A 14,739-nucleotide genomic window follows, 5' to 3' on the forward strand; every position below is an offset into this window, starting at 1 on the left:
CCTAACCCATTCTTTTATCTGGAAATCCACAAGCCTTGATTCGTCTGCTGAAGTTTTTCGGGTGGTCTTTCGTCGCCGTGTTCTGCGGCCTGTTGCTCGTCCTGAGCGGTGCATTTCTCTATCTTAGTCCGGGCTTGCCGTCCGTGGAGACGCTGAGAAGCATCCAGTTGCAGATTCCGCTCCGGGTCTACACCAGCGATGGCAAGCTGATCGCCGAATTCGGCGAGATGCGCCGTTCACCCATTCGCTTCGCCGACATCCCACCGAATTTCATCAATGCCCTGCTCAGCGCCGAAGACGACAACTTCGCCAATCACTACGGTGTCGACCCCAGCAGCCTGATGCGTGCCGCGACCCAGTTGGTCAAGAGCGGGCACATCCAGTCCGGCGGCAGTACCATCACCATGCAGGTGGCGAAAAACTTCTTCCTGTCCAGCGAGCGTAGCTTCTCGCGCAAGACAAACGAGATTCTTCTTGCCCTGCAGATCGAACGCCAGCTGACCAAGGATGAAATCCTCGAGCTGTACGTGAACAAGATCTACCTGGGCAACCGCGCCTACGGTATCGAAGCCGCATCACAGGTGTATTACGGTAAATCGATCCGGGACATCACCCTGGCCCAGATGGCGATGATCGCCGGCCTGCCCAAGGCTCCGTCGCGCTTCAACCCGCTGGCCAACCCGGTCCGCGCCAAGGAGCGTCGCGACTGGATCCTGGGACGCATGTACAAGCTCGGCAAGATCGACGAAGCCGCTTACCAGGCCGCCATCGTCGAGCCGATCAACGCCAGCTACCACGTGCCGACGCCGGAAGTGAACGCGCCGTACATCGCCGAAATGGCCCGCGCCGAAATGGTCGGCCGCTATGGCAGCGAGGCCTACACCGAAGGTTTCCGCGTCACCACCACGGTGCCGAGCAACCTCCAGGAACTGGCCAACCATGCCGTCCAGGAAGGCCTGATCACCTATGACCAGCGCCACGGCTACCGTGGCCCCGAGTCGCGCCTGCCGGGCAAGACCCGCGACGCCTGGATCGCGGAGCTGGGCAAGCAGCGCCCCATCAGCGGCCTGGAACCGGCGATCGTCACCCAGGTGGACAAGAACATGCTGCACGTCCTGACCCGCAACGGTCCGGAACTCGTCGCCTGGGACAGCATGAAATGGGCGCGTCCGTACCTCAACACCAACAGCCTGGGCGCGGCACCGAAGCAGCCGTCCGATGTCGCCCAGGTCGGCGACCTGATCCGCGTCCAGCGCCAATCCGACAACAGCCTGAAATTCAGCCAGGTGCCGGCAGCCCAGAGCGCGCTGGTCTCCCTTGACCCGCAAAACGGCGCGATTCGCGCCCTGGTCGGTGGTTTCGCCTTCGAGCAGAGCAACTACAACCGCGCCATGCAGGCCAAGCGCCAGCCGGGATCGAGCTTCAAGCCGTTCATCTACAGCGCGGCGCTGGACAACGGCTACACCCCGGCCAGCCTGGTCAACGATGCCCCGATCGTGTTCGTCGACGAGTACCTGGACAAGGTCTGGCGGCCGAAGAACGACACCAACACCTTCCTTGGCCCGATCCGCATGCGCGAGGCGCTGTACAAGTCGCGCAACCTGGTCTCGATTCGCCTGCTGCAAAGCCTGGGCGTCGACAAGACCATCGACTACATTGCCAAGTTCGGCTTCAACAAGCAGGACCTGCCACGCAACCTGTCCCTGGCCCTGGGTACCGCGACCCTGACGCCGATGGAAATCGCCACCGGCTGGAGCACCTTCGCCAATGGCGGCTACAAGATCACGCCGTACCTGATCGACAAGATCGAAAGCCGCAACGGCGATACCCTGTTCGTCGCCAACCCGCCAAGCGTACCGACCGGCGAAGCGGCCAGCAGCGGCATCGCGGCACCGAGCCAGCCGACGTTTACCGTCAACAGCACCGGCGAGGCACCTGCTCCCGCGGCCCAGGCTCCGGCCGTCGCAGAACGCATCATCGACGGGCGCACCACCTACATCCTCAACAGCATGCTCGAGGACGTGATCAAGCTCGGCACCGGCCGTCGCGCCCTGGCCCTGGGCCGCAGCGACCTGGCGGGCAAGACCGGTACCACCAACGAATCCAAGGACGCCTGGTTCACCGGCTACAACGCCGACTACATCACCACCGTCTGGACCGGCTTCGACCAGCCCGAGAGTCTCGGGCGCCGCGAGTTCGGCGGCACGGTGGCACTGCCGATCTGGATGGACTACATGGGCGCGGCGCTCAAGGGCATGCCGCCGCACACCCAGGCGGAGCCGGAAGGCATCCTCAGCCTGCGGGTCGATCCGGTCAGCGGCCGCGCGGCCACACCGGGCACGCCCAATGCCTACTTCGAGCTGTTCAAGAGCGAAGACACGCCACCATCGGTCAATGAGCTGGGCAATGGCGGCAGCGCCCCGGGCAGCCCGCTGCCGGCGGACGAGGCGGCGCCGATCGACCTGTTCTGATCCTGCCGGGCGGCTCACCACCGCCCGAACGCCACCCACAAAAAAGCCCCGGCTCTCTCGAGCCGGGGCTTTTTGTTTGACGCTACGACGGCTTAGCCGTTGAACACGTCATCCACGCTTTTCAGCGGGTAGTTCTTCGGATACGGCAGGGTCGCCACACCGGTCTCGATCGCGGCCTTGGCCACGGCGTCGGAGATCAGGGTGATCAGACGGGCATCCATCGGCTTCGGAATGATGTATTCACGACCGAATTCCAGCTTGATGCCGCCGTAGGCGTCGCACACTTCCTGAGGCACCGGCAACTTGGCCAGTTCACGCAGGGCGTTGGCCGCGGCCACTTTCATTTCCTCGTTGATGCGCTTGGCGCGAACGTCCAGGGCACCACGGAAGATGAACGGGAAGCCCAGGACGTTGTTGACCTGGTTCGGGTAGTCCGAACGGCCGGTGGCCATGATCACGTCGCTACGGGTGGCGTGGGCCAGCTCCGGGGAGATTTCCGGATCCGGGTTCGAGCAGGCGAACACGATCGGGTTGGCCGCCATGGACAGCAGGCCTTCGGCGTCCAGCAGGTTCGGACCGGACAGGCCGACGAACACGTCAGCGCCCTTCAGGGCGTCAGCCAGGCTGCGCTTGTCGGTCGCGTGGGCGAATACCGCCTTGTACTGGTTCAGGTCGTCACGGCCGGCGTGGATCACGCCAGTACGGTCAACCATGAAGATGTTCTCGATCTTGGCGCCCATGCTCACCAGCAATTTCATGCAGGAGATGGCGGCGGCACCGGCGCCCAGGCAGACGATTTTCGCTTCAGGCAGGGTTTTGCCAGCGATTTCCAGGGCGTTGATCATGCCGGCGGCGGTCACGATCGCGGTACCGTGCTGGTCATCGTGGAACACCGGGATATCGCACTGCTCGATCAGGGCACGTTCGATCTCGAAGCACTCAGGTGCCTTGATGTCTTCCAGGTTGATGCCACCGAAGGTGATGGAGATACGCTTGACGGTGTCGATGAAGGCTTGCGGGCTTTCCGAGTCGACTTCGATGTCGAACACGTCGATACCGGCGAAACGCTTGAACAGCACGCCCTTGCCTTCCATTACCGGCTTGGAGGCCAATGGGCCGAGGTTGCCCAGGCCGAGAATCGCGGTGCCATCGGAAATGACTGCAACCAGGTTGCCCTTGCCAGTGTACTTGTAGGCCAGCTCAGGATCGCGGGCGATTTCACGCACTGGTTCGGCGACGCCAGGGCTGTAGGCCAGCGACAGGTCGCGGGCGGTGGCAGTGGCTTTGGTGAGCTCGACGCTCAGCTTCCCCGGACGAGGATTGGCGTGATATTCGAGAGCGGCAGTTTTCAAATCTGACATGTGGGCATTCCGCTTTTTACTGTGGGACTGACGGACCGCCGAGGATACGCGTGTCGCAAAGTCCTCACAAGACTGACCAGTCACAGGTGTCAAGGGCCGCACCCTACGACTTTGGCCCAAGAGCCGCGTAACACAAGGGCTAAACTGTTCACAATCGATAATAAAAATGTCTACAATTTTTTCTCAACAGGCTACCTGAAGCATTCCGGGATGATTCAGCGATAACAACCAGCGCGCACCCCGCTGGCGCGGCGCGCCTCGACCACCACGCTCGACCAGCCAGCCACGGGCCTCGATCTGCCTGCCCTTGAGCGCCTCGAGCGAGACGGAGTCGAATCGCTCCAGCCGATCGGGTGCGACATGCAGTACAACTGCCCCCTGCAATTCGATCCATAACCCGCCACGATTGCGTCGGATATTGCTCACACGCCCCTTGAGCAGGGCAAAACCGGGCTTCCTGATCTGATCCGCCTTCAGTACAGAGGGACGTTTCCACAGCCCAAGCCCGAGCTGCCGGGCCTGGCGCTCGGCGAGCTGCTGGCATTCGAACAAATCGTCGTCGGGCGCGACGGCCACCTGGTAAGCCAAGCCCTCGGCGAGCAGCCGCGCTTCGAGATTCATGCCGTCGCGACCATACAGATGCGCCAGGATGCGGCCATAGCGGTCGCGGCGCTCGCGACCTGCCACCCACCCGACCTGGCTGCCGCTTTCCTTCACCAGGCCCTGGAGACGCTGGCGGGCAGCCTCGGCAAAGGGTTCGGCGGCCCGCCCCTTGCGCCCCAGTTCCGGTGCATTGATGCCGATCAGGCGCACGCTACGACCATCTTTCAGACGCACGGTGTCACCGTCGATGACCCGCTGTACCTCGACCCGCGCAGCGCCTGGCACTGCAGGACAGAACGCCTGAGCCTGCGCCTGCCAAATCGCGCCCATAAAAAAAGCGCCCACAAGGAGCGCCTTTTTTTGCAGCATGAAGCTATCAGCGTGGAGCAGCCCAGCAGGCCGTCCAGGAAAAAGAGCCTTAGGCCTTCTTCGCACCGAATGCACCGAAACGATCGGCGAACTTCTGAACGCGGCCGCCGGTGTCCAGGGTCTTCTGCTTACCGGTGTAGAACGGGTGGCACTCGTTGCACACGTCGATTGCCAGTGGCTTGGCGAAAGTCGAACGGGTTTCGAACTTGTTGCCGCAGCTGCAAGTAACGGCAACTGCTGGGTATTCTGGATGGATATCAGCTTTCATGGGGACTTCCTCGGCTAGCGTGCCGCCGCCCAACACTATTGTTGAACACCGCACGTAATTTGGCCGGCGATAATACCAGCCCTGCAAAATGAAGCAAGCTGTCACGCACACCGGCCGTCTGCTAGGCTCCCGCCCTTCTTCATTACACCACCCGAGAAAACCGCGTGCCCGACGCCATTCTGCGCCTTGCCCTGCCTTCCCCCCTGCGCCGCCTGTTCGATTACCGCGCGCCCCAGGGCGTGCTGCGCAGTGAGTTGCATCCCGGCATGCGCCTGCGGGTGCCGTTCGGCCGCCGGGAAATGATCGGCATCCTGGTGGAAGTCACCGACCACAGCGAAGTGCCGGTGGAAAAGCTCAAGCCGGCGCTGGCCCTGCTCGATGCCACGCCCCCGCTGCCGCCCGCGCTGTTCAAGCTCTGCCTGTGGACGGCCCAGTATTACCAGCACAGCCTCGGCGACACCCTGAGCTGGGCCCTGCCGGTGCTGCTGCGCCAGGGCGAACCGGCCGAGGCGCGCCAGGAACGGTTCTGGTCGATCGCCCCCGGCGCCAGGCTCGACGACCCGCGCATCGCCCGCGCACCGCGCCAGCGCGAAGCCCTGGCCACGCTGGCCCAGCACCCGCACGGCGTCGCTCATCAGCTACTGAGCAAACTGATGCTGAGCAAGGACAGCCTCGACCTGCTGCTGGCCAAGGACCTGGTGCAGGTGGAGATCCGCCGCCATGCCCCCGGCGAGCGCCACGAACACTGGCTGGCGCAACCGGAGCTGCCGCTCAATGACGAACAACGCGCCGCCTGCACGGCGATCCGCGCCGGCTTCGACAGTTTCCACGCCTTTCTCCTGGCCGGCGTCACCGGCAGCGGCAAGACCGAGGTCTACCTGCAACTGATCCGCGAAACCCTCGAAGCCGGCAAACAGGCCCTGGTGCTGATCCCCGAGATCAACCTCGGCCCCCAGACCCTGGCGCGCTTCGAACAACGCTTCAACGCGCGGATCGCCCTGCTGCACTCGGCGGTCAATGATCGCGAGCGCCTGGATGCCTGGCTCGCGGCACGGGACGGCGAGGCCGATATCATCATCGGCACCCGCTCGGCGTTGTTCACGCCGATGAAGAATCCCGGGCTGATCATCATCGATGAAGAGCACGACGGCTCCTATAAGCAGCAGGAAGGCCTGCGCTATCACGCCCGCGACCTGGCGCTGGTGCGCGCCCGGCAGGAAAACATCCCGATCGTCCTGGGCTCGGCCACCCCGTCCCTGGAAAGCCTGCACAACGCCTATATCGGTCGCTACGGCCTGCTGCGCCTGAACGAGCGGGCCGGCGGCGCCAGGCAGCCACGCTTTTTGCGCCTGGACGTGAAAAGTCGCCCGCTGGACAGCGGCATTTCCGGACCGATGCAGCAAGCCATCGGCCAGACCCTGGCGGCAGGCCAGCAAGTCCTGGTGTTTCTCAACCGCCGCGGCTTCGCCCCGACCCTGCTGTGCCACGATTGCGGCTGGATGTCCGAGTGTGAGCGCTGCGATGCGCGCATGACGGTGCACCAGCGTTATGGCGAACTGCGCTGCCACCACTGCGGCCATGTCGAACGCGTCCCGCGCAACTGCCCGCAATGCGGCAAGGTCGACCTGCGCCCGGTAGGCGCCGGCACCGAGCGCGCCGAAGAGCGGCTGGGCATCCTGTTCCCCGATTACCCGGTACTGCGGGTCGACCGTGACAGCACCTCGCGCAAGGACGCGATGAACCAGCTCTTCGCGACGATCCAGAAAGGCCAACCATGCATCCTGGTGGGCACGCAGATGCTTGCCAAGGGGCACCACTTCCCGCGGGTGACCCTGGTTTCGATCCTCGATGCCGATGGCGGGCTGTTTTCCGGCGACTTCCGCGCCAGCGAGCGCATGGCGCAACTGATCGTCCAGGTGGCCGGCCGGGCCGGACGCGCGGAGGAGCCGGGCAAGGTCATTATCCAGACCCACCTGGCGGACCATCCGCTGCTGATCCAGCTCACCGAGCAGGGTTACTTCGCCTTTGCCGAACAGGCCTTGAGCGAGCGCCGCGCCGCCGGCCTGCCACCCTTCGCCCACCTGGCGCTGCTGCGTGCCGAAGCCCACAAGCCCGGGCAGGCCGAAGGTTTTCTCGATGAAGCCTGCAGCGAGGCCGAACGCCTGCTGGCGGACATGAGCCTGGGCGGCATCGAGCTGCTGGGGCCGGTGCCGGCGCCGATGGAGCGCCGGGCCGGACGCTATCGGGCGCAATTGCTGCTGCAGGCCAATGCCCGGGCGCCGCTGCACCGCTTGCTGAGCAGTTGGTTGCTGGCGCTGGAACAGATGCCCAGCGGACGCCAGGTGCGCTGGTCGCTGGATGTCGATCCGGTGGACTTGTACTGAACGGGATGGCCTCTTCGCGGGCAAGCCCGCTGCCACAGGTCAGGCTTGAGTATAAATCTTGTGTATGACACGAACGTGTGGGAGCGGGCTTGCCCGCGAAGGGAGGCCTGCGTATCACCACAAGTCCGCAACCGGTTGGCAAGCTCGCCCCGGCAACGGATAATGCCCAGTTTTTCCACCTGCGCATCGAAGCGCCGCCGCGCTTGCGGTCGAAAGAGAAGACCATGAAAGACACCATTCGCCAGCTGATCCAGCAAGCCCTCACCCAACTCGTCAACGAAGGTGTGTTGCCTGATGGCCTGACGCCGGCGATCCAGGTCGAAAATACCCGGGACAAGACCCACGGCGACTTCGCCAGCAACATCGCCATGATGCTGGCCAAACCCGCCGGCCTGAAGCCGCGCGACCTGGCGGAAAAGCTGATCGCCGCACTGCCGGCCGATGAAAACGTCAGCAAGGCGGAAATCGCCGGCCCGGGCTTCATCAACTTCTTCCAGAACACCCAGGCCCTGGCCGCGCGCCTCGATGCCGCACTGGTCGACGCCAGTGTCGGCGTGCGCAAGGCCGGCCCGGCGCAGCGCACCGTGGTCGACCTGTCGGCACCCAACCTCGCCAAGGAAATGCACGTCGGCCACCTGCGCTCGACCATCATCGGCGATGGCGTGGCGCGGGTCCTCGAATTCCTCGGCGACACCGTGATCCGCCAGAACCACGTCGGCGACTGGGGCACCCAGTTCGGCATGCTGATGGCCTACCTGCAGGAAAACCCGATCACCAGCGACGAGCTGTCGGACCTGGAGAACTTCTACCGTGCCGCCAAGCAGCGCTTCGACGAGTCCAGCGAGTTCGCCGACCGCGCCCGTGGCCTGGTGGTCAAGCTGCAGGCCGGCGATGCGGACTGCCTGGCGCTGTGGACCCGCTTCAAGGACATCTCGCTGTCCCACTGCCAGAAAATCTACGAACTGCTCAACGTCAAGCTGACCATGGCCGATGTCATGGGCGAAAGCGCCTACAACGATGACCTGGTCAACGTGGTCAACGACCTCAAGGCCAAGGGCATGCTGGTCGAGAGCAACGGCGCCCAGTGCGTGTTCCTCGACGAGTTCAAGAACGCCGACGGCGAGCCGCTGCCGGTGATCATCGTCAAGGCCGACGGCGGTTATCTCTACGCCACCACCGACCTGGCCGCCGTGCGCTACCGCAGCAATGTGCTGAAGGCCGACCGCGCGCTGTATTTCGTCGACCAGCGCCAGGCCCTGCACTTCCAGCAAGTGTTCGCCGTGGCACGCAAGGCCGGCTTCGTGGGCCATCCGATGGAAATGGAGCACATGGGCTTCGGCACCATGAACGGCGCCGACGGCCGGCCGTTCAAGACCCGCGACGGCGGCACCGTGAAGCTGATCGACCTGCTGACCGAAGCCCGCGAGCGCGCCTACAACCTGGTCAGGGAAAAGAACCCGGATCTGCCGGAGAACGACCTGCGCGACATCGCCAGGGTCGTCGGGATCGGCGCGGTGAAGTACGCCGACCTGTCCAAGCACCGCACCAGCGACTACAGCTTCAACTTCGACCTGATGCTCAACTTCGAAGGCAACACCGCGCCGTACCTGCTGTACGCCTACACCCGCGTGGCCGGTGTGTTCCGCAAGCTGGGCAAGGACTTCAGCGAAGTCGACGGCCAGATCGTGCTCGAAGCCGCCCATGAGCAGGAACTGGCGGCCAGGCTGGCGCAATTCGGCGAAGTCCTCAACAGCGTCGCCGAAAAAGGCACGCCGCACATCCTCTGCACCTACCTGTACGATGTCGCCGGCCTGTTCTCCAGCTTCTACGAGAACTGCCCGATCCTGACCGCCGATACCCCGGCGCGGATGCAGAGTCGCCTGCGTCTCGCCGCGCTGACCGGCCGCACCCTCAAGCAAGGCCTGGAGCTGCTGGGCCTGGAAACTCTGGAGCGTATGTAAGTTGGCTGCCAAGAAAAAACCCGCACCCAAACGTGGCGCCAGCCGTTACCAAGCTCCTGCGAAAAAGCCGATCCCGGGCTGGTTGTGGCTGGCCATCGGGCTGGGCGTGGGCGCCTTTATCGTGTTTCTGATGAAACTCGAGCCGGGCAAGGGCGATGACGTCAAGCGGGTCAAGCAGGAACAGCAGAAAGCGACCAAGATCGCCGAGGCCAACAAGACCCCGCCGAGCCCGACCCAGCCGGTGAAGCCGAAGTACGACTTCTACACCCTGCTGCCGGAATCGGAAGTCATCGTGCCGCCGGAAGCCGTGCCGGAGAAGACCCTACCGACGCCGCAGACCGTACCGACGCCGACCACGCCGGTGACCCCGGCCGAAGCGGCCAAGATCGACACCGCGCGCGCCCAGGCGGCCCTGGCCGGGATCACCCCGCCACCGCCACCACCCGTGGCCAAGCCGGCACCGGCCGCGGTGACGCAGTTCTTCCTGCAGGCCGGCTCGTTCCGCAAGGAAGCCGATGCCGACAAGGTCCGCGCGCAGATCATCCTGCTCGGCCAGGCGGTGTCGGTCGAGTCCGGCACCGTCAAGGAAGAGACCTGGTACCGGGTACTGGTCGGCCCGTTCAGCAACCGCGAACAATTGACCACCGCGCAGAAACAGCTGGCCGGCAGCGGTTTCAGCAACCTGTTGTTACAACAGCGCCAGAGTCGCTGAAAGCCGAACCCGCGGGAGCCGACAAACCGGCTCCCGCGGTTGAATTGCACGACAAGATCCATCCCTCCTTCCTACACCATTCGTCCCTCCGCCCTACTTCCGGTTGAAAATCCCGGCACCATCCCCATATCAGTTTCCATCAGGCATTTTCGCCCCGCTGCGTGGAGACTCTCCCTTGACCACCATCGTTTCAGTTCGTCGCCACGGCAAAGTCGTCATGGGCGGCGACGGCCAGGTTTCCCTGGGCAACACCGTCATGAAGGGCAACGCGAAAAAAGTCCGTCGCCTCTACCATGGCCAGGTGCTCGCCGGTTTCGCCGGGGCCACCGCCGATGCCTTCACCCTGTTCGAGCGTTTTGAAGGCCAGCTGGAAAAACACCAGGGCCATCTGGTCCGGGCCGCCGTCGAACTGGCCAAGGAGTGGCGTACCGATCGCTCCCTGAGCCGCCTGGAAGCCATGCTGGCGGTCGCCAACAAGGACGCTTCGCTGATCATTACCGGCAACGGCGATGTCGTCGAACCGGAACAAGGCCTGATCGCCATGGGCTCAGGCGGTGGCTATGCCCAGGCCGCGGCCAGCGCGCTGCTGAAGAAGACCGAACTGTCGGCCCGGGAAATCGTCGAGACCGCCCTCGGGATCGCCGGTGATATTTGCGTATTCACCAATCACAACTTCACTATTGAGGAGCAGGACCTCGCGGAATAAAGCAGTGCCAGACCTGTGTCTACGCTGATCACTACCGCTTGAGGACCCCACATATCATGTCCATGACTCCCCGCGAAATCGTCCACGAACTCAATCGCCATATCATCGGCCAGGACGATGCCAAGCGCGCCGTTGCCATTGCGCTGCGTAACCGCTGGCGCCGGATGCAGTTGCCCGAAGAACTGCGCGTCGAAGTAACCCCCAAGAACATCCTGATGATCGGCCCCACCGGTGTCGGCAAGACCGAAATCGCCCGGCGCCTGGCCAAGCTGGCCAACGCCCCGTTCATCAAGGTCGAAGCGACCAAGTTCACCGAGGTCGGCTACGTCGGCCGTGATGTCGAATCGATCATCCGCGACCTGGCGGACGCCGCGATCAAGCTCCTGCGCGAGCAGGAGATCGTCAAGGTCCGCCACCGCGCCGAAGACGCCGCCGAGGAGCGTATTCTCGACGCCCTGCTGCCACCGGCACGCATGGGCTTCAATGAAGACGCCGCGCCGAGCCAGGACTCCAATACCCGCCAGCTGTTCCGCAAGCGCCTACGTGAAGGCCAGCTGGATGACAAGGAGATTGAAATCGAGGTCGCGGAACACGCTGGCGTCGATATCTCCGCGCCACCGGGCATGGAGGAAATGACCAACCAGTTGCAGAGCCTGTTCGCCAACATGGGCAAGGGCAAGCGCAAGAACCGCAAGCTCAAGGTCAAGGAAGCGCTCAAGCTGGTCCGCGACGAAGAGGCCGGGCGCCTGGTCAACGACGAAGAGTTGAAGGCCAAGGCCCTGGAAGCGGTCGAGCAGCACGGCATCGTCTTCATCGATGAAATCGACAAGGTTGCCAAGCGCGGCAATGTCGGCGGCGCCGACGTCTCCCGTGAAGGCGTGCAGCGCGACCTGCTGCCGCTGATCGAAGGCTGCACCGTCAACACCAAGCTGGGCATGGTCAAGACCGACCACATCCTGTTCATCGCTTCCGGCGCGTTCCACCTGAGCAAGCCGAGCGACCTGGTGCCGGAGCTGCAAGGCCGTCTGCCGATCCGTGTCGAACTCAAGGCCCTGAGCCCGGAAGATTTCGAACGCATTCTCAGCGAGCCCCACGCCTCGCTGACCGAGCAGTATCGCGAACTGCTGAAGACCGAAGGCCTGAGCATCGAGTTCCAGCCCGACGGTATCAAGCGTCTCGCGGAAATCGCCTGGCAGGTCAACGAGAAGACCGAAAACATCGGTGCCCGTCGCCTGCATACCCTGCTCGAGCGCCTGCTGGAGGAAGTCTCGTTCAGCGCCGGCGACCTGGCGGGCGCCCAGGGTGCCGAGCCGATTCGCATCGACGCCGCCTACGTCAACAGCCACCTCGGTGAATTGGCGCAGAACGAAGACCTGTCGCGGTATATCCTCTAGGGAATACACCGTTCCTTATGGGAACGCTGCTTTCATGGCCGAACACGGCCCCTGCGGGAGTCGGCTTGCCGGCGATGTGGCTGTCTGAGCCGACGACAATGTCGACGGCCAGACCGCATCGCTGGCAAGCCAGCTCCTCCAGGAGGCTCCTGCACACAGGTTAGCGTTCAATGAGCACCCCGATACCCACCGCCATCAACCTGCACAAGGCCTCGAAAACCCTGACCCTCAGCTACGGTCCGGGCGAGGAATACCACCTGCCCGCCGAGTTCCTGCGGGTGCACTCCCCCTCCGCCGAGGTCCAGGGCCACGGCAAGCCGATCCTGCAATTCGGCAAGCTCGGTGTCGGCCTGAGCAAGATCGAGCCCGCTGGCCAGTACGCCCTGAAACTGACCTTCGACGACGGTCATGACAGCGGACTGTTCACCTGGGACTACCTCTACCAGCTGGCCTGTCGTCAGGATGACTTGTGGGCCGATTATCTTGCCGAACTCAAGGCCGCCGGAAAATCCCGCGACCCGTCCGAGTCGATCGTCCGCCTGATGCTCTAGAACGGGCATCTTGTCGTTTGGGGCGTATTTTCTAATTTGTTCTGATCCAATACCCGGCGGCAGGGCTGACGTTCGGTCCGCTTGCGAAAAAAATTAAACTCGGGTAACCAATGGAGCTGGCAAGTTCCGTGCATTTAACGATGCGCAATCAACCGGTCACCCGAGCAGCAGTACTTGGCATTCGTTGTGCCCAGTCGCACAGCCTTACCCGGTACTCGTCTCAGGACAATGGAGCGTCGTAGATGAGTGACAAGAATAGCGATGACCTCAAGCTTCAAGCCTCGGAAAACACCCTGGGCCTGAACCCCGTCGTCGGCTTGCGTAGAAAGGACCTTCTGACTTCTGCACGAATGGTATTGGCCCAAGCCATCAAGCAACCTATCCACAGCGTCAAGCACGTCGCCCATTTCGGCGTCGAACTGAAGAATGTGCTGCTCGGCAAATCGAGCCTGCAACCGGAAAGCGACGACCGTCGCTTCTGCGACCCGGCCTGGAGCCAGAACCCGCTCTACAAACGCTACCTGCAAACCTATCTGGCCTGGCGCAAGGAGCTCCATGATTGGATCGGTGACAGTTCACTCTCGCCCCAGGACATCAGCCGCGGGCACTTCGTCATCAACCTGATGACCGAGGCCATGGCGCCGACCAACACTGCGGCCAACCCGGCGGCGGTCAAGCGCTTCTTCGAGACTGGCGGCAAGAGCCTGCTCGACGGCCTGTCGAATCTGGCCAAGGACCTGGTGCACAACGGCGGCATGCCCAGCCAGGTGAACATGGGCGCCTTCGAGGTCGGCAAGAGCCTGGGCACCACAGAAGGCGCGGTGGTGTTTCGCAACGACGTGCTGGAACTGATCCAGTACGGGCCGATCACCGAACAGGTGCACGAGCGCCCGCTGCTGGTGGTGCCGCCGCAGATCAACAAGTTCTACGTCTTCGACCTCAGCCCGGACAAGAGCCTGGCGCGTTTCTGCCTGCGCAGCCACCAGCAGACCTTTATCGTTAGCTGGCGCAACCCGACCAAGGCCCAGCGCGAATGGGGCCTGTCGACCTATATCGAGGCGCTGAAGGAAGCCGTCGACGTGGTCACCGCCATCACCGGCAGCAAGGACGTCAACATGCTCGGCGCCTGCTCCGGGGGCATCACCTGCACCGCCCTGCTCGGCCATTACGCCGCCCTCGGCGAGAAGAAGGTCAACTCCCTGACCCTGCTGGTCAGCGTGCTCGACACCACCCTCGACACCCAGGTGGCGCTGTTCGTCGACGAACAGACCCTGGAAGCCGCCAAGCGCCACTCCTACCAGGCCGGCGTGCTGGAGGGCAGCGACATGGCGAAAGTCTTCGCCTGGATGCGTCCCAACGACCTGATCTGGAACTACTGGGTCAACAATTACCTGCTCGGCAACGAGCCGCCGGTGTTCGATATCCTCTTCTGGAACAACGACACCACCCGCCTGCCGGCCGCGTTCCACGGCGACCTGATCGAGATGTTCAAGAACAACCCGCTGGTACGCGCCGATGCCCTGGAAGTGTGCGGCACGCCGATCGACCTGAAGAAAGTCACCGCCGACATCTTCTCCCTGGCCGGCACCAACGACCACATCACCCCCTGGAAGTCCTGCTACAAGTCGGCCCAGCTGTTCGGCGGCAAGGTCGAGTTCGTGCTCTCGAGCAGCGGGCACATCCAGAGCATCCTCAACCCGCCGGGCAATCCGAAGTCGCGCTACATGACCAGCGACGAGATGCCGGCCAAGGCCGAGGACTGGCAGGAAAACTCCACCAAGCACACCGACTCCTGGTGGCTGTACTGGCAGACCTGGCTGGCCGAACGCTCGGGCAAGCTGAAGAAGTCGCCGACCAGCTTGGGCAGCAAGGCCTACCCATCGGCCGAGGCGGCACCGGGGACCTACGTGCACGAACGCTAGATCCATGTCCCTCCCGTGGGAGCCGGGTTGCTGGCGA

The 14,739-nt window shown here is 63.6% G+C and carries 11 protein-coding genes; 8 read left to right on the top strand and 3 right to left on the bottom strand.

The window, feature by feature from the left end; genetic code table 11:
* Positions 1-38 precede the first annotated feature (38 nt).
* Positions 39-2,471, top strand: coding sequence for a penicillin-binding protein 1A (locus HX881_RS06305; protein ID WP_377652943.1), 2,433 nt, complete (start codon positions 39-41; stop codon positions 2,469-2,471).
* Between the two features lie 92 nt (positions 2,472-2,563).
* Here the strand turns inward: HX881_RS06305 and HX881_RS06310 are convergent, their stop codons facing one another.
* The 3 genes from HX881_RS06310 to rpmE all read right to left on the bottom strand — a co-directional run bounded on the left by HX881_RS06310 (position 2,564) and on the right by rpmE (position 5,072).
* Positions 2,564-3,832, bottom strand: coding sequence for a malic enzyme-like NAD(P)-binding protein (locus HX881_RS06310; protein ID WP_017126917.1), 1,269 nt, complete (start codon positions 3,830-3,832; stop codon positions 2,564-2,566).
* 183 nt (positions 3,833-4,015) lie between these two features.
* Positions 4,016-4,804 carry a thermonuclease family protein gene (locus HX881_RS06315; protein WP_177083497.1) on the bottom strand — a complete coding sequence of 263 codons (789 nt, stop codon included), beginning with the start codon at positions 4,802-4,804 and terminating at the stop codon, positions 4,016-4,018.
* Between the two features lie 49 nt (positions 4,805-4,853).
* Positions 4,854-5,072 (bottom strand): 50S ribosomal protein L31, encoded by a 219-nt coding sequence (gene rpmE, locus HX881_RS06320; RefSeq protein WP_007925855.1) that lies wholly within the window; start codon positions 5,070-5,072, stop codon positions 4,854-4,856.
* A gap of 164 nt (positions 5,073-5,236) precedes the next feature.
* Here rpmE and HX881_RS06325 point away from each other — a divergent pair, with 164 nt between their 5' ends.
* From HX881_RS06325 to phaC, 7 genes are all read left to right on the top strand, one after another.
* A complete protein-coding gene (locus HX881_RS06325; protein ID WP_103032940.1) occupies positions 5,237-7,456 on the top strand; it encodes a primosomal protein N' in 2,220 nt (739 codons plus the stop codon).
* A gap of 224 nt (positions 7,457-7,680) precedes the next feature.
* A complete protein-coding gene (argS, locus tag HX881_RS06330) occupies positions 7,681-9,417 on the top strand; it encodes an arginine--tRNA ligase (RefSeq protein ID WP_177083499.1) in 1,737 nt (578 codons plus the stop codon).
* A 1-nt stretch (position 9,418) separates the two neighbouring features.
* Positions 9,419-10,129, top strand: coding sequence for an SPOR domain-containing protein (locus HX881_RS06335; RefSeq protein ID WP_177083501.1), 711 nt, complete (start codon positions 9,419-9,421; stop codon positions 10,127-10,129).
* Between the two features lie 175 nt (positions 10,130-10,304).
* Positions 10,305-10,835 (top strand): ATP-dependent protease subunit HslV, encoded by a 531-nt coding sequence (hslV, locus tag HX881_RS06340; RefSeq protein ID WP_074862639.1) that lies wholly within the window; start codon positions 10,305-10,307, stop codon positions 10,833-10,835.
* A 56-nt stretch (positions 10,836-10,891) separates the two neighbouring features.
* On the top strand, positions 10,892-12,229 hold the full coding sequence (gene hslU, locus HX881_RS06345) for an ATP-dependent protease ATPase subunit HslU (RefSeq protein WP_017126922.1): 1,338 nt from the start codon (positions 10,892-10,894) through the stop codon (positions 12,227-12,229).
* A 170-nt stretch (positions 12,230-12,399) separates the two neighbouring features.
* Positions 12,400-12,780, top strand: coding sequence for a gamma-butyrobetaine hydroxylase family protein (locus HX881_RS06350; RefSeq protein ID WP_017126923.1), 381 nt, complete (start codon positions 12,400-12,402; stop codon positions 12,778-12,780).
* Positions 12,781-13,022: 242 nt separating this feature from the next.
* Complete coding sequence (phaC, locus tag HX881_RS06355) at positions 13,023-14,702, top strand: class II poly(R)-hydroxyalkanoic acid synthase (RefSeq protein WP_017126924.1); 1,680 nt, start codon at positions 13,023-13,025, stop codon at positions 14,700-14,702.
* Positions 14,703-14,739: the final 37 nt, after the last annotated feature.

Origin of the sequence: Pseudomonas gingeri, from assembly GCF_013386115.1 — a bacterium.
Taxonomy (GTDB): Bacteria; Pseudomonadota; Gammaproteobacteria; order Pseudomonadales; family Pseudomonadaceae; genus Aquipseudomonas; species Aquipseudomonas gingeri.